Source organism: Bartonella sp. AA18HLJMS (assembly GCF_042197245.1).
In the GTDB taxonomy this organism is placed as follows: Bacteria; Pseudomonadota; Alphaproteobacteria; order Rhizobiales; family Rhizobiaceae; genus Bartonella.
Map to the genome: position 1 here is coordinate 1 of NZ_JBHIRP010000018.1, position 24,742 is coordinate 24,742.

A 24,742-nucleotide genomic window follows, 5' to 3' on the forward strand; every position below is an offset into this window, starting at 1 on the left:
TTAAATTCACCAAAATATTTCGTAATCGCTGCTGTCAACGAGGTCTTCCCATGATCAACGTGACCAATCGTACCAATGTTAACATGCGGTTTTGTTCGTTCAAACTTGCTCTTCGCCATTTGAGCTCTCCATTTTCCGTCCAAGCTAAGGACTAAGTTAAAAATTAATTACCAACCTGAAATTACGCGTATTTCTTTTGAATCTCCAAAGCAACAGCTGAAGGCACAGGCTCGTAATGATCAAACTGCATTGTATACTGCGCACGCCCCTGACTCATAGAGCGAAGAGTATTCACATAACCAAACATATTTGCCAAAGGAACCATTGCATTCACAACCGTTGCAATGCCGCGCGCTTCAGTTCCTGAAATCTGTCCCCGACGAGAATTGAGATCACCAATAACATCACCAACATAATCATCTGGTGTAACAACTTCCACCTTCATGATCGGTTCAAGAAGCTGTGCACCAGCCTTTTTTGCCCCATCACGAAAAGCCGCACGAGCAGCAATCTCAAAAGCCAAAACCGAAGAATCAACATCGTGATAGCCACCATCAATGAGAGTCGCTTTTACACCAAGCATAGGAAAGCCCGCAAGAGGACCTGACCCCATAACACTCTCAATCCCTTTTTGGACACCGGGAATATATTCTTTAGGAACAGCACCACCAACAATCTTTGACTCAAAAATAAAGTCATCACCATCATGAGGCTCAAAAACAATTTTCACACGAGCAAATTGACCTGCACCACCCGATTGTTTCTTATGCGTATAATCAATTTCCGCCATTTTAGTAATTGACTCACGATAAGCAACTTGAGGCTGCCCAACATTTGCTTCAACCTTAAACTCACGCCGCATACGATCAACAATAATATCAAGATGAAGCTCACCCATTCCAGCTATAATAGTCTGACCAGATTCCTCATCCGATTTAACACGAAATGAAGGATCTTCGGCGGCTAGACGGTTAAGAGCAATACCCATTTTTTCTTGATCTGCTTTTGTCTTTGGTTCAATTGCAATCTCAATAACAGGCTCTGGAAATTCCATCCTCTCCAAAATAACAGGCTTCAAAGGATCACAAAGAGTATCCCCTGTTGTCGTCTCCTTAAGTCCTGCAAGAGCAACAATATCACCAGCAAATGCTTCTTCAATATCCTCACGAGAATTTGAATGCATTTGAAGCATACGCCCCAAACGCTCTTTTTTCTTTTTCACAGTATTCTCAAGAGAAATACCTTTCTGAACTTTACCTGAGTAAATACGACAGAACGTCAATGAACCAACAAAAGGATCATTCATAATTTTAAAAGCAAGCATAGATAACGGAGCATCATCAGAAGATTCGCGTGTCGTCTCAGCCTCAGTCTTTACATCAATACCCTTAATCGCCGGAATATCAATTGGAGAAGGAAGATAGGAAACAACAGCATCCAAAAGTGGCTGCACCCCCTTGTTTTTAAAAGCCGTACCACAAAGAACCGGATGAAACTGAACTTCTACTGTCCCCCTACGAATGAGAGAAACAAGCTGCTCGTTGGTTGGCATAACACCTTCCAAATAAGCCTCTGTCGCAGCTTCATCAACCTCCACAGCCATCTCAATCAATTTCTCGCGATATTCTTCAGCTTTCTCCTTTAAATCAGAGGGAATTTCACTTATCACTGCCGAGGCACCAATAGAACCATCCCACTTTAAAGCCTTCATTTCTACAAGATCAACAACACCTTCAAAGTCATTTTCAGCACCAATCGGCAACTGCAAAACAAGCGCTTTAGCACCTAACCGAGAACCAACCATCTCCACACTACGATAAAAGTCAGCTCCTATTTTGTCCATTTTATTAACAAAAACCATACGAGGCACGCGATACTTCTCAGCTTGCCGCCAAACAGTTTCCGTCTGAGGCTCCACACCAGCATTTGCATCCAACAAGGCTATTGCACCATCAAGAACACGCAAAGAGCGCTCAACTTCAATCGTAAAATCAACGTGCCCTGGCGTATCAATAATATTAAAGCGACGCTTCCGACCGTCTTGCCCTTCCCAAAATGTTGTTGTCGCAGCAGACGTAATCGTAATACCACGCTCCTGCTCCTGCTCCATCCAATCCATTGTAGAAGCACCATCATGGGTCTCGCCAATTTTATGATTCTTACCGGTATAGAACAGAATACGTTCAGTCATCGTAGTCTTACCAGCATCAATATGCGCCATAATACCAAAATTACGATAATCTTCAATTTTATATTCGCGAGCCATTATATTTGCCTTAGTTTAAAACTTCTACCAGCGATAGTGAGAAAAAGCACGATTAGCTTCAGCCATACGATGAACATCTTCACGCTTTTTCACGGCAGAACCACGATTATTAGCCGCATCCATCAATTCACCAGATAAACGCTCAATCATCGTCGTTTCATTTCGACCACGTGCCGCCGCAATCAACCAACGAATAGCAAGAGCCTGACGACGATCAGGACGAACATCAATCGGAACTTGATAAGTAGCACCACCAACACGGCGTGAACGAACCTCAATGTGAGGAGCAACATTCTCTAAAGCTCGATGAAATAGAGCCACAGGATCTGTTTTTACTCTTTTTTCTACAGAATCGAGCGCACCATAAACAATACGCTCTGCAACTGATTTTTTACCATCAAACATAATGGCATTCATAAATTTCATAATAACCAAATCACCAAATTTTGGATCTGGATTAATCTCACGCTTTTCTGCTCTATGACGACGGGACATTGGCTTTGTCTCTCAATATTATTTTGGACGCTTCGCGCCATACTTTGAACGACGCTGTTTACGATTCTTGACACCCTGCGTATCAAGCAAACCACGAATAATGTGATAACGAACTCCTGGCAAATCTTTCACACGACCACCACGAATCATTACAACAGAGTGCTCTTGAAGATTATGTCCCTCTCCAGGAATATAACCAATCACCTCAAATCCATTCGTCAAGCGAATTTTAGCAACTTTACGAAGAGCAGAATTAGGTTTCTTCGGTGTTGTTGTATAAACACGCGTACAAACACCACGTTTCTGCGGATTCGACTGCAGAGCAGGAACCTTATTACGTTTAACTGGCGCCACACGCGGCTTGCGAATCAACTGGTTTACGGTAGGCATGCAACCTTCCTCTTTTCGATCTACATTCGTCTCACCCAATCGGGCTTTTCTATTTTCATTTCTATCCACCCCAACAAAATCGAAGCAGATATCTAAGTCTACACACAAAATCGGGCATACCTGTACAAAACAGTTTACCCGACCATAAGCAGAGAAGGCAATAGCCTTTTGCACTAGCATTTGCTTTTAATCTTCTTAACACCTGTGAATAATTTTCCGGCTCATATCCAAAACACCTGATTACATCCACATCGGTTATGTTCATTTCTAATAGCGAGAACACGTACATTCGTCAAGAACTAAACAGCAGAAAGTTTTTAAAAATGAAAATAAATTAAATTTTAAAGCTTTAAATTTGCTTTTACCGCTACTCTTGATAAATTAATTTACCATAGTAATATCCCCTATAAACAAAAAAACAGCGATGTGACTGTAGTAAAACATAGCAGTAAATTGAATTGCATATTTGATATCTAATGATGAGCACCATGAAAATAGCAACGTGGAATATTGCTGGAATAAAAGCGCGACATGAAACATTATGTCAATGGCTGCAGCAAAGCCAACCGGACATCGTCTGTTTACAGGAAATTAAAAGTATTGATGAAAATTTTCCACGCGATACAATTGAAAATTTAGGTTACCATATAGAAACACACGGACAAAAAAGTTTTAATGGCGTTGCGATTCTCTCTAAAAAAACACCAGATGAAGTGATCCGTCGATTACCAGGCAATGATAATGATAAACAAACACGTTACATTGAAGCTGTTTATTCAACAAACAAAGGTGTTGTTCGTGTTGCATCTCTCTATTTGCCAAATGGGAATCCTATTGAGAGTGAAAAATATTCCTATAAGATAGAATGGATGGAAAGATTATATACACATGCAAAATCATTGCTTGCGTATGAAGAACCTCTTATTCTAGCAGGTGATTATAATGTCATCCCCACTCCATTAGATGCAAAAAAACCTCAAGAATGGTATCAAGATGCCTTATTTCTTCGAGAAACAAGAAAAGCATTCCAACGTATTCTTCATTTAGGTTTTTATGATGCTATCCGGAATGTCACCGATACTCCCTCCTTCAGTTTTTGGGATTTTCAGGCAGGTGCCTGGCCTAAGAATAATGGAATTCGCATTGATCATTTATTATTATCACCAGAAGCTGTTGATCAATTAATTTGCGCTCATAGCCAAACAGAAGTAAGGGGATATCAAAAACCATCCGACCACGTTCCTGTTTGGATTCACCTTAATATCAATTAAGAAAGTAAAATCCTCATTTCATGAGACAACAAAAAAATTCCACTCAAAAATAATAACTATGCTACAGCATATAAACAGTATATCCTAAGCAAATAAAATAAAAATAAATGAATGGAGGACATAAATGAAGAAATCATTATTAATGCTTATTGCAGCAACGGCCATTGGATTCTCAAGTTTCGCGCATGCTGAACATGATACTCTTGAAAAAATAAAACGAACAGGGGAAATTACTTTAGGTGTCCGTGAATCATCTGGTTTAGCCTACGCCCTTGGTAATAATAAATATGTAGGTTTTCATACAGAAATGGCAGAACGGATTATTGATGATATCTCAAAAAAAATTGGTAAACCAATTAAAATTCATTATCTTCCCATCACTTCTCAAAATAGAATTCCTCTCTTAAAAAATAAAACCTATGATTTTGAGTGCGGCTCAACAACACATGATATTGCCCGCAGTAAAGAAGCAGCATTTGCTTATACGACATACATTGAAGAGGTTCGGATTGCTGTAAAGAAAAACTCTAACATTAAATCTCTTGAGGATTTAAATGGAAAAACAGTTGCAACGACCACCGGTACAACATCTGTTCAACTTATTCGTAAAAATAAACGTGCAAAAAACATTCAGTTTAAAGTTTTAAAGGGGAAAGATCACGGAGATAGTTTTTTATTATTAGAATCTGGTAAGGCAGATGCTTTTGTCATGGACGCTTCAATTCTTGCTGGACATATTGCTAAATCAAAGAATCCATCTGATTATGTCATTCTTGATACTGTACTTTCAGTCGAACCTATTGCCTGTATGCTCAGATTAAATGACAAAAAATTTGAACAAACAATCAACGATAGTATCGTACGTCAGATTAAAGATGAATCACTGGAAAAGCTTTATAATAAGTGGTTTATGAAACCGATCCCACCTGCTAACACTGTTATGAACCTTCCCTTATCAAAACAAACAAGATATGCTTGGGATCACCCAAATAATAAGCCTCGAGAAAGCTACGCAGAAAAAGATTTATAGAGTTTAATAAAGAAGAACCACACTCTTTTGAAATTGAGTGTGGTTTATATTTTAATTCACTTTTTAATAAATCTGGACTATGTAGATGCGCGTGGTTTATTGTCCTATTTGTGAATGACTAATTTGAGGGAATATCAATTAATGGACTTTTCTTTCCTTTGTAGAGATGACCTTACTCAAACATTGGTAACAGGATGCTTGGGAACTCCCGGCGTAAGTCATACCTATTTAGATACACTTCTCGATGGCTTAAAAAATACAATTATATTATCTATCACTTCACTTATATTAGCTGTATTGTGTGGTGTTATTATAGGAACAATGCGCACTTTACCCAAAACATCCATAATCAATTATATATTTCGCACTATCGGTACTATTTGGGTAGAGATTATGCGTAATATTCCCCTCCTTGTACAAGTGTTTTTGTGGTATTTTGTTGTTCCGAAGATTTATCCACCAGCGATGAAATTTTCCCCCATTCTCTTAATAACATGCGCATTGGGATTCTTTACATCTGCACGCATTGCTGAACAGGTTCGTTCAGGCATTGAAGCGATTCCTTCTGGACAACGCTATGCTGCTATGGCAATGGGATTTACAACTTATCAAAGTTATCGCTATATTATACTACCACGTGCTATACGTGCAATTATGCCACCTCTTACTTCAGAAGCAATGGGGATTGTGAAAAATTCATCTATAGCATTCGCCGTTTCAATAAATGAGCTCATGCAATTTCAATACCAAACAATTGAAGAAGTAAGCCATGTTTACGAAAATTATTTGCTTGTTACGATCCTTTATATTCTAATAGCCTTATTCGTATTCATTGTGATGACAGTCATTGAACAAATACTCAAAATTCCTAATTTTCAAACAAAGGGAAATTGAATATGATGAATTTCATAAGCTCTCAGTTTGGACTTTATTTTCCTTTCAATTTTTCCGACTTTGATTTTTCCTTTTTTACCTTTGATGTATTTCGTTCTTACATTTTATCAGGTTTACTCTTTAGCGTTTTTCTAACTCTTTTTGCAACGGTATTGGGGTTTGTTTTCGGCACACTTTTAGCAATGATGCGCCTTTCTTCCATAAAACTTCTTTCTTGGTTTGCAATCAGTTACATAACAGCTATGCGTTCAATACCACTTGTGATGGTTATCTTATGGTTTTTCGTGCTTCTGCCTTTTTTAACTGGTATATCCATTGGTGCAAATAAATCAGCACTCATTACCTTTACCGCATTTGAAACGGCTTATTTTGCTGAGATTATGCGTGCTGGAATCAATTCAGTTCCGCAAGGACAAAAATATGCAGGACAAGCTCTTGGAATGACATATTGGCAAAGTATGTACATTGTCATTCTTCCTCAAGCCTTTAGAGATATGCTTCCAGTCTTTTTAACACAAGTTATTATCCTTTTTCAGGATACAACCCTTGTTTATGCCATCAGTGGTCATAGCCTTTTGAATGGTTTTGATATTGCTGCTAATAATTTTGGTGTAAAGCAAGAAGCTTATATCTTAGCAGCTATTTTCTATTTTGTTATCTGTTTTACACTGTCACAAATAGTTTTGTATTTACAAAAAAAAGTATCCATTATTCGCTAACAGGAAAAAAAATGTCTACTCATATGATCGAAATAAAAAATGTTTCTAATTGGTATGGCGAAATTAAAGTCCTTAAAAACTGTACAACTAACATTAATAAAGGAGAAGTCGTTGTCGTTTGTGGTCCATCAGGCTCAGGAAAGTCAACACTCATTAAAACTATTAACGCTCTCGTCCCTTTTCAAAAAGGTGAAATTTGGATTAATGGAATACCAGTTCATTCAAAAAAAACGAATCTGCCTAAATTGCGAAGTCAGGTAGGAATGGTGTTTCAACACTTCGAGCTTTTCCCCCATTTATCTGTCACAGAAAATTTGACAATTGCACAAATCAAAGTCCTAAAACGAAGCAAAAAAGAAGCACTTGAACGTGGATTGTTATATCTTGAACGCGTTGGACTCATTGAACACAAAGATAAATATCCAGGTCAACTTTCTGGAGGGCAACAACAACGTGTTGCTATTGCACGTGCCTTAACTATGGATCCACTTGTCATGCTTTTTGATGAACCAACATCTGCTCTAGATCCTGAAATGGTAGGTGAAGTACTCGATGTCATGATTAGCTTAGCAGAAGAAGGTATGACGATGATTTGTGTAACCCATGAAATGGGATTTGCACAAAAAGTATCGGAGCGTGTTATTTTCATAGATCAAGGAACAATTCTTGAAGACTGCTCATCTAAAGAGTTCTTTTCTGATCCGCAAGCAAGAAAACCGAGAACGCAAGAATTCTTGTCTAAAATCCTAAGTCATTAGCCGTTAGATTATCAAAAAAACCTATCTTTACTATGAACTTGTATACAAGAAAACAGAGTTTAATATAAGATGAGAGAATGTAAAAATATTACAATCAGATGTTTAAAAACTGTTATTCTTTAAAATCTCAGCAATCAGTTAAATTGCTGTACGTCTCTCAGATTCATTACAAAGAGCAAAAGCCTCTTCTTGCAAAGGTGAATCCAATTTTCGTCTTTTACGTTAGCTTTTTATAGGCAGCAGTTAACATTGCTGCCCCACGGACAATTTTTCCTTCTTTAAGCAGTATATTTCCAAGCATTGCTTGGGCAGAAGGATTTTCTTTTTTTGCTGAAAGTTGAAACCATCGTGCTGCTTGTAAAGGATTTTTCTCCCTTCCCCCTCCCTTTAAAAATATTTTTCCTAAATGATACTGAGCTTTAGGATTTCCATAGTTTACCGCAGCCTGCATATAAAGATGAGAAGCATAAGAAGGATCAGGTTTCACAGGTGATTGAGGAATACCTTTTTTTATATATCCGGCAAGTTTAATCAATGCATCAGAAACATAACTTTCATCCTCTGAACCAAGATCAGCACCTTTTTCAACAATATATGCAAAAAAATTATATGCCTTATAATCATTTTTAGGGACACCATCACCGTTTGCACAGATAGAGCCAAGTTTCCAATTCGCACCAATATAGCCTCTCTTAGCAGCACAACGTAATGCTGCAATAGCCTGAGTTATATGCCCATTTTTATAAACAGACATGCCACGTTTTAAAAAATAAAACGAACCATCATTCGCTTCTTGCAAGCTATTGACATCTATTACATAAACAGCCGAAAAGAATCCCTCTAAAATCACAACAATCGTGACTTTTTTCCATATCTGAAACCTATTAACCATTCCCCCTACCTCAATTTTAATGATTATATCTGTTACAAATTTCTTTGTAGATATTTAAACTCTTTTTCTTAGTAAGAAGCATACGCAATTTTAAAGTAAAAATTTTAAAAGAAAAAACAAATAGATAAAAACCATCCAATAGGATTTATCGATCTTAAAATTTTATACGTATGAGCAAAAATCGTTCAATAGAATAACGTGCATTAAACAGCAACTTGAGAACGAAGAGAATACATGATGAATGGTAAACGTTTGAGTATAAAAAACAATACGAAAGATGGATAAATATAATGATGATAGTTAACTTATAACTTCACGACTGCCTTACCACCTTAAAGATGAAGTTTTTTTGCCTCCGTCAATCTATAAACAATACAGCTTTTTGTTTAACGGATTGCACCTAACATCATTTCACATGGGGTTACTTCATACTTTACACACAAGTTTTACCTCAGAATACTCACCACTACATACAAAAAATACCACATATGTAATTTTACATGCCTTATATTGCTACTCTAAATGATGATATTTTACAGAAATAAAACAAGATATTGATTTTAATGATACTTTACCATTTTGCATGTTGAATGAGGACCTCGAATATCGTAAGATTCTCTCATTCCAAACTTGTTCCATGTTAAATCAATCAAAACCATCCGCTTGCACATTACAAGTAGAGAGAGCTATGTGGATAAAAACTTTGTGTAAGAAAGAACTAAAAATGCCTCTTACGAACGGTTTGAGCTAAGGGTTGTCCGGATATTGGACAGAATGGCGCCCCCAGCGCTTGTTACTTCACAAACATAAAGAAGGGAAGCTCAATGGATTTACCGTTATACCATTCATGATCTACGTCGTGGAATAAGCTTGGATGCCTTAAAAGATGTCTCTTTAATGATAAACATAAAACAATGGATTTCAGTAGAGATTTTATGATCGTTCATGAAAAACTAACAAAAGAAAAAATTTCCTTTTAAAGAAGATCTATACTCGCCCTACTGGTATGCAATTATCTATCAAAAAAAATAAAAAGTTGAAATCAATCTAACCGCTCTAAAGCAACAAATATTTTTTTCTGCGCTGCACGCAGTTCTACAACCCTATTCCGCTCACGCTCAACAATTTCTGCTTTTGCATTTGCTATAAATTGGGGGTTGTTTAACTTAAGCGATATTTTTTCAATATCTTGTTCAATTTTACTGACATCCTTCCTCAAACGAACACGTTCAGCCTCCAAATCAATCAACTGTCCTAATGGTAAACAAAAAACAGCCTCTCCCAAAATCATTTGTGCTGATACTTCCGGAACTTTATCAGAGAAATCAATAACTTCAATACGCGCTAATTTTTTAAGAAGTGCATCATAACGCTTCACACGCTCTCGCGTTACTTCCCCTCCTTCGACAACAACAAGAGGTGCTTGTGTAGCCACTGGAATATTCATTTCAAAACGTACAGACCGAATCCCTGTGACGACATCAATAAGCCAATTAATATCATCAGCAGCTTCTTCATCTATCAATGTTTCCTCTGGCCATTTTGTCAATGCGAGCATATCCTCACGCTTGATGGCTTGCGTTTCTGTAAGAGACCACAACTCTTCCGTCATATAAGGCATAAAAGGATGAAGAAGTTTATAAACTTCATCTAAAACCCAAGCAGTACAAGCTTGAGCCTCATTTTTAGCATCTTCATTTTCCCCCTGAAAAATAGGTTTGAGAAGCTCCAAATACCAATCACATAATGTATTCCAAATGAAACGGTAAAGAGTGGCAGCAGACTCATTAAATTTATAGTGTTCAATACCAGTCGTAACTGCTGAAATTGTTTTAGATAACTCTGTTAAAATCCAACGATTAAGCGCCAATTTTGCTTGTTCTGGTTTAAAAGCTGGATTATGCTTCACACCATTCATCTGTGCAAATCGGGTAGCATTCCACAATTTCGTAGCAAAATTACGATAACCAGCAATACGGGAAACATCAAGTTTTACATCACGACCTTGTGCTGCCATAATAGCTAAAGTAAACCGAAGTGCATCAGCACTATATTGATCAATAAGCTCTAAGGGATCAATAATATTTCCCTTTGATTTTGACATCTTTGCACCCTTTTGATCCCGTACAAGAGCATGCACATAAACCGTTGGGAAAGGAACGTCACCCATAAAGTGAAGTCCCATCATCATCATACGAGCAACCCAGAAAAAAATAATATCAAATCCTGTCACAGATAAAGATGTTGGGTAAAAAGTAGATAATTCAGTCGTTTTATTTGGCCATCCTAATGTTGAAAAAGGCCAAAGAGCTGATGAAAACCAAGTATCTAAAACATCCGGATCACGGATTAATTCAACAACCTCACCATAATGAGCAAAAGCTGAATCTAAAGCCTCTTTTTCACTTTTTTCAACAAAAACCGTTCCATCAGGACCATACCAAGCAGGAATCTGATGTCCCCACCATAATTGGCGAGAAATGCACCAAGGTTGAATATTTTCCATCCAATTGAAGTACGTCTTTTTCCAGTTATCGGGAACGAACTGCGTTTTGCCTTGTTGAACAGCCTCTATCGCTGGCTTTGCTAATTCAGCAGCATGAACATACCATTGATCTGTCAAAAAAGGCTCAATAGGGACACCACTGCGATCTCCATGAGGAACCATATGGGTATGATCATCGACAGAAGCTAAATATCCCTGTTCTTCCATCAAAGAAACAATCTTCTGGCGAGCAACAAAACGATCAGATTTATCGAGATTTTCTACTAACATTTTTAATTCATCTGATAAAATCAAACCATCGAAAAATGCTTCATTTTCACGAAGAAAAATCTCGGCTTTCTGAGTAAAAATATTAATCAAGCGTAAATGATTACGCTGTCCTACTTCAAAGTCATTAAAGTCATGAGCCGGTGTGATTTTTACAGCACCACTTCCAGCCTCAGGATCAGCATGGCTATCACCAACAATTAATAACCTACGACCAACAAGCGGCAAAAGAGCATTTTTACCGATAAGATTTTTATAACGCTCATCTTCAGGATTAACAGCAATTCCTGTATCACCAAGCATTGTTTCTGGTCGTGTTGTCGCCACTGTTATATAAGTTGTCGCATCATTTGGATCAAAAATTTTACCTTCAAGTGGATATCTAAAATGCCACAAATGTCCTTGAACTTCTTTTTGCTCAACTTCAAGATCTGAAATAGCTGTCAACAATTTAGGATCCCAATTGACGAGGCGCTTATCCCTATATATCAACCCTTGCTTATAAAGCGTGACAAAGACTTCACGAACCGCCTGCGACAACCCCTCATCCATTGTAAACCGCTCACGCGACCAATCACATGAAACCCCAAGGCGACGCAACTGGTTTGCAATAACGCCTCCAGTTTCATAACGCCATTCCCAAATACGCTCAATAAACTTTTCTCTCCCCATTTCTTGACGCGTTGGCTCTTGGCGTTCTGCAAGTTGACGCTCCACTACCATTTGCGTAGCAATCCCAGCATGATCCATACCAGGCTGCCACAACACATTTCTGCCACGCATCCGCTGAAATCTAACTATTATATCTTGAATTGTCGTATTGAGCGCATGCCCCATATGAAGTGAGCCCGTAACATTAGGAGGAGGAAGCATAACGCAAAAAGGTTCTGCACCGCTTTTAGAACCAGCTCCCGCTTTAAAAGCCCCACGAGTCTCCCATCTCTTTGCAACCCGTTGCTCTATAGAGGCAGCATCATAGTTTTTTTCTAACATTCTATCCATCCATAACGCCGCTGAAAAACACAATATACGATCAAAACCTGATCAGAATCTCGTGAATCTCAGCCATTCACTAGAGAGCTCGCAAAATCGCAAACAAAATCCCCATAAAATGAAAAACATAAAAATAATTAAGACGATTTTTTAATCGCCTTCACAATCTCTTCACGCAAAATATCTTCCAGCAAAATAGGCAATTTAGACTGTAACCATTCTGCTATAGCAGGACGCAACACATCCTTTGCAATCTTTTCTGCAGAAGAAATACAATATGCAGACAATTCCACATGACCATCCCTTCCAGCGTCTGACTGTGATTTCCTTATCTCATCTTCATATTCTTTTGCTTTATAAACAGAATTCCGTTCTTCAGAAGAAAGCTTCATCTTTTGCATATCCATACCAACTGTATTATTTTCTGCCTCTATATCCTCTTTCTCTTGCGTTATCTTCCCTCCTTGATTTTCAGAAGAAAGACCAATACGATCAGCTAAAGCTTTCATAGCATCATCAACCGATAAGGTTGTATCATAAATACCCTCGGATGCCACTTCTGAAGCATTCACTGCAACATCTTCATTTAAAAAGTGATCAGATTGAACCGCATTTTCTTCGATTATTTCACGAATAGATGTTAAAATTTCATCCATACTTGGCTCACGTAACACGCTTGAACTCTGTACCATACTTTACAACCTCTCAAAGACGCAACAACAAATAGAATCATATTTTCAGTGTATGCAAAAGAATTATAAGATCAACATGCCTCCTACGATATTTTCAAATATGCTTGTCATAAAGAGGGCGCTACACACAGTTTTCTACACTTATAAAAATAATATCTCGCCGCAATATCTTTCAACATATTCAACTGTTGATTTACTAATCTTTTAAAAACTAAAATAATTTAAGATTAAAGAGATACTTTTATACATTATCGGATATATTTAATTGTTTTTAAACCTAAATAACTCGCAGTCAATTTACCAATAGAAGACTGAACACTATAGCTCGCCACAACAGCATTACGCTCTGCCATTGCAAGCGCAATCTGAGCATTAATCAATAGAGTACGAGAATTTAAAACATCCAGCGTCGTTGCTTGCCCTACGCGATTTTCTTGAACACGACCTTTCAGAGCAATTTCAGCAGCACGAACACTTTCACGGTAAGCAACAACAGATGAGCGTGCGCCCTCCAACTGAAACCAAGCAGAAGTCAGTGCTTGCCTCGTATTACTATGCGCCAAATCGAGTTGAAGCTGCGCCTGACCAAGCTGTTCCCTTGATTGGCGAATTTGCGCAGATGTACGCCCTCCTTCAAAGATTGGGACACTTACTGACAATCCTACAGATTTAGAAACGCCATCTTCTCCAACCCCGCTGTAGATTCGATTATAAGATGCTGTTGCAGAAAAATCAACTTTAGGGAGCAACGCCCCTTCTTTCGCCTTTACATTATAAGCACTCGCATCAACTAAATATTTAGCATAAAGGATTGCTGGATGCATCACAACGCTCATTTGGTAAGCCATATCAAGGTTGACGGGAAAATCTTTGGCTAGAGGTGGGCGTTTTAACTTTTCAGGATCAGAACCAATAACTTGTCGATACACTGCCTCTGCTGCTTTTACATCAGAACGAGCAAGACTCAGCTCTGAAACCGCCACGGAACGTGCAGCTTGAGCTTGAGCAAGATCAACATGCCCTCCTTCACCCACATCAAATTTTGCTTTATTAGAACGAACTTGTTCCTCAAGAGCTGCCAAATTTTCTCTCCGAAGATCGGCAACACGACGTGCGTGATAGACATTAGCATAAGCGGTCACCGCGTCTAGAAACGTATTTTGTTCAACATTACGAAGATATTCACGCTGAGCCTGCAACTTGACTTGAGCTGAAGAAAAGATATTTTGCGTGATAAAACCATCAAATAATCTTTGATTTAATCTCACTCCTATAGATCCAGAAGTGACATAAGGACCTGTAAAAGACTTATTGCGCCCATAGTTCCCAACCCCCTCAACTTGTGGCAATAGCCCCGATCGCGCAATGACAACATCATCACTGGATATACGCACAGCTGCACGTTCACTATTCAACTTAGCATTATATTTATAAGCCTTAGAAAAGGCATCCATCAATGTTTCAGCACAAACAGTCTCTGATAGTAAAACACTCAACACCAGCAATAAACACGCCTGAAACTTCTTGTTTACTCTAAACATAATACACACAATAACAAACCCCAAATAAATTACAAAATTATCTTTTATTCACAAAACAAACAAGCACTAAAACACAAAACTAGGTGTTTTGAAAAAACAAGGAAGAGGCTTTACAGCGAGATTAAAAGCACGACGAGCCGAGATGATCCCATCTTCTTTTATATAGATTTGTGCAACAGCAGCATTTCCATACCCTTCAACCACCACAAGACGTCCACAGTCTTTCATTTGATCAAAGATACCTTGAGGAATAAAATCAACAGATCCCTCAATGAAAATCACGTCATAAGGTCCCTCAACAGCATATCCTTGCTCTAATGGACCATGAACGACAACCACATTATCACATTGATTACGTTCTAAAGCTTCAAGAGCACGTTCAAAGAGAGATTTATTGCTTTCCAGCGCAATCACAGACCCTGCAAGTTTTGCAAGCAACGCTGCACAATAACCACTATTTGCACCAATATCTAAAACAACATCTGATGATTTTAAAGCGGCAAGCTGTAGTAATTTCGCTAGAGATGCAGGTTTCATCAAATAGCGTGCAGGAACCCCATCTTGCTCTGGACATAGAACAATATCGGTATCAAGATAACTTAACACTTTCATATCTTCCGATACAAAATCTTCACGAGACACCGTTAAAAAGGCTTCAAGAACTGATAAATCCGTTACATCGACTGTACGAATTTGATTGTCAACCATTTTGCGACGAAGCTCAGCAAAATCTGCAACCATAACGAATATTTTCTCCTAACCTACAAAAAACAAACAAAACAGCGACAATAAGGGATAAAGATCTCTTAAACTATGGGCGTTACAAAAAAGGATGCTACAGTCAACAATTAGATTTTAACTGTATAATCTCTCATACAAAAGTGTCTTCACAAGAATAGAGGGAAATAATCTATTTTCCTATACCTCATCTCCCTTAAAAGCCGTTTCGTTTAAAATCGGCTGGAGGCCTCGCCCGGAATCGAACCGGGATACAAGGATTTGCAGTCCTCTGCGTAACCATTCCGCCACGAGGCCTCGTCAACAAACATAAAGGTTTCAATAAGGGAAGGCAACGCATCCGTCAAGGTGTAGAAATATTCTCTCGCCTTTTTTCCTCTTATTACACAATTTATCATATTTTTTTAAAAAAAGTAATTTTATCCTTTGCAAATCAGTATTGCTTTGCTATAGCCTTTTCAAGCTATAGCCTTTTCAATTAAATGATTGGGCACCGTTCCCCGGTAGCTCAGCGGTAGAGCAACCGGCTGTTAACCGGTTGGTCGCTGGTTCGAATCCGGCCCGGGGAGCCACTTTTCTTTTATTCTACGTAATTTATTGTTTTTTCTAAAGTTTTTAGACATGAGGGATTCGTTAATAAAAGTAATGGAATAGGATTTTTGCAATAAAGTAGAAACACAATATCCTACCGGATGTATTTTTTGCAATGAACGCAAAAAGCTATTGATTCATTTTAAATACTTTTTTCAAACTACCGCGCCTTTATAAGAGGACACTGCAATTATTTGCACATTATAAATTACGATTTCTTTCATCAGAGATGAATTATTAAGCTCCATCAGCAATGAAACGGTCTCATATATTTTTTTCCAAAGAAAGAATGATTTGTACTCAATAAAGGAATTAAACTTAAAAACCTACTCATGAAGCAATCATTTTGAAAAATGAAAGAAACAACAATCAAGGTCATATATTACCTCCATACACCCCACATAACCTCCTCCCCATCCTAAAAGCAAAAAACATAAAACAAGTCTGTAAACACTCCGACGTCTTATCTAACAGGTTGTTCCTCCTGCTAACCACTTCAACGCTTTACAAACAACCTTGCCTTGGATATTCATCACACTGTCATAAAAAATTTAATGCATAAAGTTTTATAGGCTTTATATCCTCCCAAACTAATAGTGTTTTACAGTAAAAACAAAGATAACGAGCTAAATTGTTGAGAATCCTGAGAAAGCCTTCAGAAATCATGACATTCTCGCTATTGTATTATGCAGTCACACGCTTTTTTAAAGAGATATCTCTTAAATCCCCCAAGCCTCTTTCACAATGACTCCCGTAAATGGTATAAAATGAAATCGATTGATCAGCCCCATCTTTATTTATAATAAAAGCCATATCATCGTACTATTTTCCAACTCTCAATCTCAGCAATCCCCCATTGCCTTGGAAAGAGTTTATAAAAATTATTTTATTTATTTTTCAAATGATTATCTATATCACAACTTCACACATAACGTGCAAGCGAATACTTTTGATTGATCCGCATAAATAACTTAAAAATGAAAAAAATACGATATAATGAATTATTAAATTATAAAACAATGAGTTATTATTAGACATCAATTTTTAAAATTAAAAGTTATCATTAAAGATAAAACACATCCTTTATAAAAATAGTTTTATATAAATAAAATCTACTTTTATTCCCATTAAAAAAAATAGGAATAAAGCAAATAAATAATTTCCTCTACAATAAAGATTTTTAATAAATCCAAAAAGTTAGAAGTTTTCATTTCTAAAAAATGAAAACCTCTAAAGGATCTTCTTACTTTGACAAGAATATTTTATAGCTCTTTTCAATTGAGAATAAATCAACAAAAGTAAAAAATCTCCAGTACATGATCTTTTTTCAAGACTTTATCTAAGCAGCCCTCTTAACTGATTTTCGAAAACGAAGAGGCTTTGCACGCTTTACTACTGTTTTTGCTTTTTTATGCCTCTCATTTTGAGGTGAAGAATTCTTCCGCTGCAACTGTGCGGTATCATCTTTTCGACCTAAAAACTGTTTTTGACGTTTAGATTTTTTAAAACGGCGTTCCTTATCGTTTTCTTTACTTTCTCGCACAATTGGCTTTTCTGGAAACGCTGCAAATTGTTCTGGAACAGCCTCAGCCACCAATTTCATACGAATCAAGCGCTCAATAGCACGCAAGCGGGACCTTTCTATCTTCTCATCAAAAAGCGTAAGTGCTACACCAGATGCGCCATTCCGTCCTGTACGACCAATACGATGTACATAACTTTCAGCTTCATCTGGTAAGTCGTAATTAATAACGTGGCTTATCCCTGGTATATCAATACCGCGTGCAGCAATATCTGTTGCCACTAGGATCTGCACAGATCTTTCACGAAAAGCTTTTAAAGCAGACTGGCGAGCACCTTGTGATTTATTTCCATGAATTGTTGCGACTAAATATCCTATCTTTTCTAAACTACGCGTGACAGCATCTGCCCCATGTTTAGTTCGAGTAAAAACAATAACCGAATCAAAAGCTGGATTTGTCAAAAGTTTACTTAAAACATTCTTTTTTTCATTCGTAGGAACACAATATAATTTTTGGCAAATCTCTACAGCCGTAGTACCTTGAGGAACAACTTCAATTTTAACCGGATCATTGAGTAAACATTTTGCAAGCACAGCAATTTCCCTCGGCATTGTTGCAGAAAAGAGTGCTGTCTGACGCTCTTGATGCAAAAGCTTTGCAATTTGCTTAACATCATGAATAAACCCCATATCCAACATACGATCTGCTTCATCCAAAATCAAAAAACGAGATTGGGAAAGATCAACACACTTTTCACGAACAAGATCTCTCAAACGCCCTGGAGTCGCTATCAAAACATCCACACCTGCTTCCATACGTTTAATTTGTTTTAAACGTGATACGCCCCCAAAAATAAGACATGTTGAAAGATGTGCTCCTTTCGCCACAGTACGGATCGTTTCATCAATCTGAACAGCAAGTTCACGCGTTGGAGCTAAAATCAAAGCGCGTGCAGTTTTAGGACAGCGTTTATCACCCAAAGCCAAAATCTGACTTAAAATAGGTAAACCAAATGCCAAGGTTTTTCCAGAGCCTGTCTGAGCAACACCTAAAATATCGTGTCCTTTCAACATCACTGGAATAGCTTGTTCTTGTATAGGTTTAGGTTTACTCATCCCAGCAATGAGTAAATTTTTAATCAAAAGAGTAGGTAAACCTAACTTTGTAAAAACATTTTCTTCTTTTATAGGCAAAATAAAATCTTTCCTTAGCTGAAGAACTCAAAAGAAGTAACCATCTGAACTCTCCACTCAAGAATCCGCGCAAGAGAAATCCCTGACATTTTAAATGAAGCAACGCCTAAAAAGCGGCTTGCGCAACTTATGAACACCTTGAAATCAAGATAAAGGCGTATAAACTTCACTTTACAAAAAGCCAACAAACCAGCCTAAATGCCTTCATCTCTATTATCTTTGGATTATGATAAAAAAGCAAGAACTTTACGAAATACATTTATCATGAATAAAAACAATATTTAGATCGTTTACTTTTTGATGATTGTGTCCATCGGTAAATGTACCTTGATAAAATCAGGATAAATCTCGAGAAAAACTGGATTTTGTAAAGTTTTTTGACCGCCATAAATTAAATACCATTGGTTTTTATCAAAAATCGCCAAAGTTTTATATTGAATGATGCGATCTTTCATCTCAAGAACTGTTGGAATTAAAGCATACAAAGTACCGTTATCAGTTTGTAAATACTCTATATTTTCTTTATCTAAATAATAAGCACCAGAAGGCACCCCCTCAAATTTCTTATGCAACTGTTGAAGAAAATCACTACGTAAAGCACTCTCTGTTGTATTCAATCGATGTGCCATCTCTTTATAAAGCCGCTCAGGCATATAACGAGAAATAGGCATAAAATCCCCATTTTTTATAGCATTATTGACATCAACAACGACTCTTGAAAGTTCATCTTTTTGTACTACTGTTGGCTGAGATGCTAAACTCTGTTGATTAACAATCAAAAAGAAAAATAGACTCAGCACCGAATGAAAAATAGGTTTCATCATTATACTTCTTGTTTTAGTAAAATTTCAGTTTCTCAAATAACAAAATCAAATAACGTTTGATCATCAGTAATATCACGATAACGCCAACCTAACGCTTGAAATTTTTCCTCTAAAAGACAAAAATTACCGTATTTTTTTGTTTCAATCGCAACCAATACAGAACCAAAGTTTCTCGCTGACTTTTTAAGATATTCAAAACGTACGATATCATCATCTGGTGATAATGTGGAAAGAAAATGACGCAATGCACCAGGATGTTGCGGAAAACTAAAAATAAAATATTTTCTCAACCCTTGGAAACGTAAAGAACGCTCTTTAATTTCTGGCAAACGCTCAAAATCAAAATTACCTCCTGAAATAACGAGAAGAATTTTTTTCCCCTTTAACTCTTGAGGAGGAATACTGTTAAGCGCATCAATCGATAAAGCACCAGCCGGTTCCAGAACCACACCTTCAACATTAAGCATTTCAACCATCGTAGAACAAACGCGGTTTTCAGGAACCGTAATGACAGAATCAGGGGGAAATTGCTTTAGAATTGTATAGTTTAGAGCACCAATTTCAGCCACAGCAGCACCATCTACAAAAGTGTCAATGCTTTCAAGCTTGACGCGTTTTCCACTCTCCAAACAAGCAAGCAAACTTGCAGCTCTTTGCGGCTCAACAAAACGAAGCTTTGTTTTCCAACCATATTCATGTAAAAACTTGCTCACTCCACTTGCCAAACCACCCCCCCCTACCGGCACAATCATCAAATCTGGCTCACTTTCTCCATTGAGTTTTTTCCATTGTAAAGCTGCTTCACAAAGCACTGTTGCCTGCCCTGTAATAATGCGAATATCATCGAAAGGTGGAGCCATTACACCACCGCTCTCTACGACAAAGGATTGCGCTGCTTCATAACATTGATCAAATGTTTCACCAACCAAACGAATATCAATGAATTCTTTACCAAAAATACGTGTTTTTTCAATTTTTTGTTGTGGCGTTGTCATAGGCATGAAAATCACGCCTTTACGTTTAAAATAACGACAAACAAAAGAAACCCCTTGCGCGTGATTCCCCGCTGAAGCACAAACAAATGCAGAATCTGGTGATATACAGCTAAGCATTTCTGAAACAAAATTGAAAGCACCACGAATCTTATAAGACCGCACCGGTGTTAAATCTTCACGCTTTAAATAAATTTCTGCATCATACTTTTGACTAAGAAAATCATTTCTTTGAAGTGGTGTTTCAGCAAACACGTGATGCAATCCCACCATAGCTTTTGTGACGTCTTGAATAAATTGACTCATAACACTAATCATTTCATACTTTATTTACATTATAAAAGCTTTTTCTATCGATAACGGAAACTATTGTCAGTCAAAATTTCACTAAAAAATGAAAAATGTTTCTTTTGTCATTAATTCTTGATTCAATAAAAGATATAGCTTATGAGAGAACTCACATCGCGGACGTGATGAAAACGGTAAACATAGCAGACTTAAAATCTGCCGGTCGAAGACCTTGCGGGTTCAAGTCCCGCCGTCCGCACCAGATTATCTTAATCTCTCTTATTTTCCAATGATTTATTAAAAATCAAAAAAAATTAAAGCACCTTCTAAACCACCTTTCGTAACTTTATTATAACGCTATAAGACGGCACCGCGGTGGTACTAAAATACGAATCATTGCTGCTTTTTGAGGTACCTTTTTAGCACTTTGACCTCCTCCTCGTCTTTATAGGATGGAGAGGCAATCAATATTGCTAATTTGGGATTGGCTTATACTCTTCATGACTCTTGTAAAACGACGCAAAAGCTCAGAAAAGAGATAGATGCAAAAGACAAAATAATAGATAAAGAAGCTGAAATAATACGTGCACAAAAAGATGTGATTCAAAAACAAGAAGAGTTAATTCGAAAATCAACTGCTTCTAAGATTATTTTTCCTCGAATGGCAGTAAAAAATTGGCCCAAAAGTAGTTTCAAGTACTTTCTCACGACCATTTTTTCAAGACAGGCAATCACAACACGCTCTGTCATAGCGCATATATAAATACGCAACAGCCTTCATGGGGGAAGATGATCATCAATACACAAACCGTTCTCTGCCTTGATCTAGATCTAAGACAGGCTGGGCGATTTCTCGTGTAGACAGCAGTATAACAAGTGGCACTTGTCAATTTTGAATTTTTTCGTTTTAAAGGCGATAGTATGCGCTATTTGCGTTTTCAGCAATGGCTTACAAAAATGAAGATCACAACAGATAAAGTCAATGCCTCACAAGAAAAGATGATTAAGACGGTGTGTGCAAAAGAATACAATCCAAAAGATGACAACGAAGCAAATGCTTTAGCAATTTTATATTTAGTTAAAGAAGGGAATGCGCATGTCTAATGCAATGCCATGGATAAGATTCCTTTTGAATGACTGGAACAGTGAGATAGATGGAATGACATGAGAACAAAGGGGCATTTATATAACGCTTTTCATTCGCATATATGACAAAAAAGCACCAATTAAAACAGATTTTGAAATGCTTGCCCGCGCTTGCAATTGCTCGCAAAAAAGTTTGCAACTATTGTCGAATATCTCATGAAGAATGATAAACTTCTTGAGAAAGATAATGGTTTGTCGAATACGCGCATTGAAGAAGAGCTAAAAGATTTTACTGATAAAAAAGTGCACATATCGCAAATTCATAGTGAGGCTGGAAAAAAGGTGTACAATAAAAAACGCTATAAAAAACATTTTAATGATTTTGCTGAAGCAAACGCTAAGCAAAATCAAGCTATAAAGAACCAGAATAAGAATATATATAAACTAAAACTATCATTTTAGCAAAAAACTGCTTCTGAAAATTTAGAAACAAACGAACAGGTTGACGAACCAACATAGGTTGCTGCTGTTGAGACCACATCAGAGCAAATCGAAACGGGTGTAGAAAACCAACCTTCCATTCACGAGCAAGAGAACATTACGAAAAAAGCTAAACGGGTTAGAAATGACAGTGGCTGTCGTACCCCTGATGATTTCGAACCTGTTTATGATTTCGCAATCGAAGAGGGATTGCCTCCAGAGCGTGTCAAAGCCGAAATGGCAAAATTTCGAGATTATTGGAAAGCTAGAACAGGCAAAGATGCACGCAAAACGGATTGGAAAGCAATGTGGCGCAACTGGGTGCAAAAAGCTATCGAGGATTTAGAGAACGGAAAAAACTATGGAAATCACTCTCAAAGGCAAAAAAGTGTAGATGAACGCATCTCAGACAGTATCCTTGATATCGGGCCTCGAGATCACTTTGAAACACATTCACGAGATGATAACTCCGGAGTTTCCTTTAGTTTTGAAAAGTGGCAAGCATTGACACAACAGCAGGAAGCGATTGCCTTAGAAGCGTGTGATCAACTTCACGAATTGTTTTCAATAAAAGTGAGTAAAGAGGACATAGCCAAGGCAATTCGGATGCTTTCGGTGTGGTTTAAAAATTTCGCAACAGACAGATCATGAAGGTATGGCGCTTACCTATGGAATGGTTTTGGAAAGTGTTTCTGCGTGGTCACTCATAAAAACGGTTAAACGGATTTTATGCGATGAGTTAGAAGGTTTATCGGATACGTTTTCTCCAAGCACTCGTGAGTTAGTAAGATTATGTCGTGATTTGGAAAATAGTCTTTTGACGAAAGCCAATCTTGTACACTAGGCTGTTTTGAACACCCGTGAAAAAAGGCTGAAAGAAAAGGCAATGAGAGAGAATTCAAGAGCACTCACGTTGGTTGAAAAGCAAGTGAAAAACATTGTAGGTTAGCAAACTAGTGAAAATTGCTGATCGTTTTGTGATTGGATGTGCATTTAAATCGACAAAATGGCACCGTACAGAGTGATTTAAAGATTTTATGATAAAAAACCTATCACATAAAACGCTCTGTACGGTCAAATTTGAGGCAAATAGACAAATTTGTAAAATTAGGATTAAAGCATGTTCATTTTAAAACATCTATTCTTAAAAAACCGTAAACAACCCATGCGAAAGAGGTTTGTTGCAACGGCAGTGGGTATGCCCCATGGGGGATGGGACAGAGGAGTATTTTTACAACCTCTACGAATATGAAGACGGTACAAGAGAGTGTGAAAAGTTTGATGGTGATCAGTATTACAAAACACCTAAGAATGCGGATTTTAGTACCAAAGCGCAAGTAAAAGCATGGGTTTACGGTGGTGATATTCCGAAAAGCATTCTCAATTACGAACCTCTTATAGACGAGATCAACAGAGAGATAAAAAATATTGACTTTATTCAGAGTATATTGCGTATTGCTCTAAATGCGCTTCTTAAACATTTACACAAAAGCATAAAAAGCTATTAAATCATGGGCTTTATGTTATATTTTTGTATAATATTAGAGAGGGCATTTTATGCACAACAAAATTACGTAAAGTTGGAGGATCCGTTATGCTCTCTATACCGCCTGCATTGTTTGATGTTCTTCATCTTACTGAAAATATGCAAGTGGGTTTGGCTATTGATAATGGACAATTGGTTGAGAAACCACAAATATCGCAAAATTACACTCTTGAAGAATTGTTAGCCCAATGTAATCCTTCAGACGATTTTGCGGATAAAGATGTAGAGTGGTTTGATGCTAAGCTTGTTGGCAGAGAGCTCTTGTAATGAAGCGGGGTAAAATTTGGTTTGTATCGCTTGACCCAACCTCTGTCTATGAGAAAAAGGAACGCGTCCTGTACTGATTGTGTCACCGGAGGGGTTTAATCGTTTAACAAAAACACCCATTGTTTTGCCCATTACGAGTGGAGAAAATTTTGCTAGAATAGCAGATTTTGCTATTTCATTGGTGGGAACAGGGCTGCATACAACAGGTGTGATACGCTGCGACCAACCGCCATACTTTAGATATAGTAGCGCATAATGGAAAAAGAATGGAAACTATTCCATATATAATTATGGGCGAAGTCTTAGCAAGGTTATCAACATTTCTTACTTGAATTTTTTCTACACTTTTTAATGTTTAAAAACACCAACTTTAGGTAAAAAGTAAAAAAGCATAAGATCATGATTTTTTCTGCTGACAATCAGCTAATCAATTTTTCACAGAATAAAAATCAATAATTGACTAATTATGTCATTAATTATGACTCAAAAGGAGCAATGAT

General features: G+C 37.4%; 21 protein-coding genes, 3 tRNA genes and 4 pseudogenes. 15 read left to right on the plus strand and 13 right to left on the minus strand.

Features of this window, described 5'->3' with window-relative positions:
• From ACFINW_RS08350 to rpsL, 4 genes are all read right to left on the minus strand, one after another.
• Positions 1-119, minus strand: a 119-nt coding sequence (locus ACFINW_RS08350; RefSeq protein WP_375640331.1) for a GTP-binding protein, incomplete at its 3' end; no start/stop codon positions are given.
• Between the two features lie 62 nt (positions 120-181).
• Positions 182-2,266 carry an elongation factor G gene (gene fusA / locus ACFINW_RS08355; RefSeq protein ID WP_375607436.1) on the minus strand — a complete coding sequence of 695 codons (2,085 nt, stop codon included), beginning with the start codon at positions 2,264-2,266 and terminating at the stop codon, positions 182-184.
• A 24-nt stretch (positions 2,267-2,290) separates the two neighbouring features.
• Positions 2,291-2,761: a 30S ribosomal protein S7 gene (gene rpsG / locus ACFINW_RS08360; RefSeq protein ID WP_015856589.1), complete on the minus strand. Its 471-nt coding sequence runs from the start codon at positions 2,759-2,761 to the stop codon at positions 2,291-2,293.
• A gap of 18 nt (positions 2,762-2,779) precedes the next feature.
• A complete protein-coding gene (rpsL, locus tag ACFINW_RS08365) occupies positions 2,780-3,151 on the minus strand; it encodes a 30S ribosomal protein S12 (protein ID WP_005773262.1) in 372 nt (123 codons plus the stop codon).
• A 488-nt stretch (positions 3,152-3,639) separates the two neighbouring features.
• On the opposite strand from rpsL, the gene xth reads away from it, so the two are divergent.
• The 5 genes from xth (at position 3,640) to ACFINW_RS08390 (ending at position 7,823) form a co-directional block, all read left to right on the plus strand.
• Positions 3,640-4,422, plus strand: a complete 783-nt coding sequence (xth, locus tag ACFINW_RS08370; protein ID WP_375621441.1) for an exodeoxyribonuclease III — start codon at positions 3,640-3,642, stop codon at positions 4,420-4,422.
• 124 nt (positions 4,423-4,546) lie between these two features.
• A complete protein-coding gene (locus ACFINW_RS08375) occupies positions 4,547-5,452 on the plus strand; it encodes a transporter substrate-binding domain-containing protein (RefSeq protein WP_375621442.1) in 906 nt (301 codons plus the stop codon).
• A gap of 141 nt (positions 5,453-5,593) precedes the next feature.
• Positions 5,594-6,346: an amino acid ABC transporter permease gene (locus tag ACFINW_RS08380; protein WP_375612442.1), complete on the plus strand. Its 753-nt coding sequence runs from the start codon at positions 5,594-5,596 to the stop codon at positions 6,344-6,346.
• 2 nt (positions 6,347-6,348) lie between these two features.
• Positions 6,349-7,065 carry an amino acid ABC transporter permease gene (locus tag ACFINW_RS08385; RefSeq protein ID WP_375621443.1) on the plus strand — a complete coding sequence of 239 codons (717 nt, stop codon included), beginning with the start codon at positions 6,349-6,351 and terminating at the stop codon, positions 7,063-7,065.
• Positions 7,066-7,076: 11 nt separating this feature from the next.
• Entirely contained in the window at positions 7,077-7,823 is a 747-nt protein-coding gene (locus ACFINW_RS08390) for an amino acid ABC transporter ATP-binding protein (RefSeq protein WP_273791447.1), read from the plus strand.
• 138 nt (positions 7,824-7,961) lie between these two features.
• Here ACFINW_RS08390 and ACFINW_RS08395 read toward each other — a convergent pair.
• The 6 genes and pseudogenes from ACFINW_RS08395 to ACFINW_RS08420 form a co-directional block, all read right to left on the minus strand.
• A pseudogene (locus ACFINW_RS08395) lies at positions 7,962-8,715 on the minus strand (tetratricopeptide repeat protein).
• Positions 8,716-9,757: 1,042 nt separating this feature from the next.
• The gene (locus tag ACFINW_RS08400; RefSeq protein WP_375674154.1) at positions 9,758-12,481 is read right to left on the minus strand and encodes a valine--tRNA ligase; all 2,724 of its coding nucleotides are present in this window, start codon (positions 12,479-12,481) and stop codon (positions 9,758-9,760) included.
• 137 nt (positions 12,482-12,618) lie between these two features.
• On the minus strand, positions 12,619-13,173 hold the full coding sequence (locus tag ACFINW_RS08405) for a DUF2497 domain-containing protein (RefSeq protein WP_375612445.1): 555 nt from the start codon (positions 13,171-13,173) through the stop codon (positions 12,619-12,621).
• Between the two features lie 248 nt (positions 13,174-13,421).
• Positions 13,422-14,714, minus strand: a complete 1,293-nt coding sequence (locus ACFINW_RS08410) for a TolC family outer membrane protein (RefSeq protein WP_375630311.1) — start codon at positions 14,712-14,714, stop codon at positions 13,422-13,424.
• A gap of 66 nt (positions 14,715-14,780) precedes the next feature.
• Complete coding sequence (locus ACFINW_RS08415; protein WP_375674146.1) at positions 14,781-15,455, minus strand: protein-L-isoaspartate O-methyltransferase; 675 nt, start codon at positions 15,453-15,455, stop codon at positions 14,781-14,783.
• Positions 15,456-15,675: 220 nt separating this feature from the next.
• Positions 15,676-15,749: transfer RNA gene (locus ACFINW_RS08420), tRNA-Cys, on the minus strand.
• Positions 15,750-15,949: 200 nt separating this feature from the next.
• Between ACFINW_RS08420 and ACFINW_RS08425 the strand changes: the two genes are divergently transcribed.
• Positions 15,950-16,024, plus strand: a tRNA-Asn gene (locus ACFINW_RS08425).
• 1,358 nt (positions 16,025-17,382) lie between these two features.
• Here ACFINW_RS08425 and ACFINW_RS08430 read toward each other — a convergent pair.
• The 3 genes from ACFINW_RS08430 to ilvA form a co-directional block, all read right to left on the minus strand.
• Complete coding sequence (locus ACFINW_RS08430) at positions 17,383-18,759, minus strand: DEAD/DEAH box helicase (protein WP_375621289.1); 1,377 nt, start codon at positions 18,757-18,759, stop codon at positions 17,383-17,385.
• Positions 18,760-19,049: 290 nt separating this feature from the next.
• Positions 19,050-19,580: a hypothetical protein gene (locus ACFINW_RS08435; protein WP_375621294.1), complete on the minus strand. Its 531-nt coding sequence runs from the start codon at positions 19,578-19,580 to the stop codon at positions 19,050-19,052.
• Between the two features lie 35 nt (positions 19,581-19,615).
• The gene (gene ilvA, locus ACFINW_RS08440) at positions 19,616-20,893 is read right to left on the minus strand and encodes a threonine ammonia-lyase IlvA (protein ID WP_375612449.1); all 1,278 of its coding nucleotides are present in this window, start codon (positions 20,891-20,893) and stop codon (positions 19,616-19,618) included.
• Positions 20,894-21,039: 146 nt separating this feature from the next.
• Here ilvA and ACFINW_RS08445 point away from each other — a divergent pair.
• The 9 genes and pseudogenes from ACFINW_RS08445 to ACFINW_RS08485 all read left to right on the plus strand — a co-directional run bounded on the left by ACFINW_RS08445 (position 21,040) and on the right by ACFINW_RS08485 (position 24,574).
• Positions 21,040-21,125: transfer RNA gene (locus ACFINW_RS08445), tRNA-Leu, on the plus strand.
• A gap of 222 nt (positions 21,126-21,347) precedes the next feature.
• Positions 21,348-21,626, plus strand: a complete 279-nt coding sequence (locus ACFINW_RS08450; RefSeq protein ID WP_375640989.1) for a hypothetical protein — start codon at positions 21,348-21,350, stop codon at positions 21,624-21,626.
• 26 nt (positions 21,627-21,652) lie between these two features.
• Positions 21,653-21,967 (plus strand): annotated as a pseudogene (locus ACFINW_RS08455) (hypothetical protein).
• A gap of 198 nt (positions 21,968-22,165) precedes the next feature.
• Positions 22,166-22,411 (plus strand): hypothetical protein, encoded by a 246-nt coding sequence (locus tag ACFINW_RS08460; protein WP_375640990.1) that lies wholly within the window; start codon positions 22,166-22,168, stop codon positions 22,409-22,411.
• Between the two features lie 255 nt (positions 22,412-22,666).
• Complete coding sequence (locus ACFINW_RS08465; RefSeq protein WP_375674149.1) at positions 22,667-23,080, plus strand: hypothetical protein; 414 nt, start codon at positions 22,667-22,669, stop codon at positions 23,078-23,080.
• Between the two features lie 4 nt (positions 23,081-23,084).
• Positions 23,085-23,273 (plus strand): hypothetical protein, encoded by a 189-nt coding sequence (locus ACFINW_RS08470; protein WP_375674151.1) that lies wholly within the window; start codon positions 23,085-23,087, stop codon positions 23,271-23,273.
• A 276-nt stretch (positions 23,274-23,549) separates the two neighbouring features.
• Positions 23,550-23,937, plus strand: a pseudogene (locus ACFINW_RS08475) (hypothetical protein).
• Positions 23,938-24,023: 86 nt separating this feature from the next.
• Entirely contained in the window at positions 24,024-24,242 is a 219-nt protein-coding gene (locus ACFINW_RS08480; protein ID WP_375640993.1) for an antitoxin, read from the plus strand.
• Positions 24,242-24,574: pseudogene (locus ACFINW_RS08485) on the plus strand (type II toxin-antitoxin system PemK/MazF family toxin). Before ACFINW_RS08480 ends, ACFINW_RS08485 begins: the two are co-directional and overlap by 1 nt.
• Positions 24,575-24,742: the final 168 nt, after the last annotated feature.

Coding starts and splice junctions, on each gene's coding strand:
- ACFINW_RS08470 (WP_375674151.1), top strand. CDS start 23,085: ATGGCGCTTACCTATGGAATGGTTTTGGAAAGTGTTTCTGCGTGGTCA.
- ACFINW_RS08435 (WP_375621294.1), bottom strand. CDS start 19,580: ATGAAACCTATTTTTCATTCGGTGCTGAGTCTATTTTTCTTTTTGATT.
- ACFINW_RS08375 (WP_375621442.1), top strand. CDS start 4,547: ATGAAGAAATCATTATTAATGCTTATTGCAGCAACGGCCATTGGATTC.
- ACFINW_RS08400 (WP_375674154.1), bottom strand. CDS start 12,481: ATGTTAGAAAAAAACTATGATGCTGCCTCTATAGAGCAACGGGTTGCA.
- ACFINW_RS08460 (WP_375640990.1), top strand. CDS start 22,166: ATGAAGAATGATAAACTTCTTGAGAAAGATAATGGTTTGTCGAATACG.
- rpsG (WP_015856589.1), bottom strand. CDS start 2,761: ATGTCCCGTCGTCATAGAGCAGAAAAGCGTGAGATTAATCCAGATCCA.
- ACFINW_RS08415 (WP_375674146.1), bottom strand. CDS start 15,455: ATGGTTGCAGATTTTGCTGAGCTTCGTCGCAAAATGGTTGACAATCAA.
- fusA (WP_375607436.1), bottom strand. CDS start 2,266: ATGGCTCGCGAATATAAAATTGAAGATTATCGTAATTTTGGTATTATG.
- ACFINW_RS08390 (WP_273791447.1), top strand. CDS start 7,077: ATGTCTACTCATATGATCGAAATAAAAAATGTTTCTAATTGGTATGGC.
- ACFINW_RS08480 (WP_375640993.1), top strand. CDS start 24,024: ATGCTCTCTATACCGCCTGCATTGTTTGATGTTCTTCATCTTACTGAA.
- ACFINW_RS08410 (WP_375630311.1), bottom strand. CDS start 14,714: ATGTTTAGAGTAAACAAGAAGTTTCAGGCGTGTTTATTGCTGGTGTTG.
- ACFINW_RS08385 (WP_375621443.1), top strand. CDS start 6,349: ATGATGAATTTCATAAGCTCTCAGTTTGGACTTTATTTTCCTTTCAAT.
- ilvA (WP_375612449.1), bottom strand. CDS start 20,893: ATGATTAGTGTTATGAGTCAATTTATTCAAGACGTCACAAAAGCTATG.
- rpsL (WP_005773262.1), bottom strand. CDS start 3,151: ATGCCTACCGTAAACCAGTTGATTCGCAAGCCGCGTGTGGCGCCAGTT.
- xth (WP_375621441.1), top strand. CDS start 3,640: ATGAAAATAGCAACGTGGAATATTGCTGGAATAAAAGCGCGACATGAA.
- ACFINW_RS08465 (WP_375674149.1), top strand. CDS start 22,667: ATGGCAAAATTTCGAGATTATTGGAAAGCTAGAACAGGCAAAGATGCA.
- ACFINW_RS08405 (WP_375612445.1), bottom strand. CDS start 13,173: ATGGTACAGAGTTCAAGCGTGTTACGTGAGCCAAGTATGGATGAAATT.
- ACFINW_RS08380 (WP_375612442.1), top strand. CDS start 5,594: ATGGACTTTTCTTTCCTTTGTAGAGATGACCTTACTCAAACATTGGTA.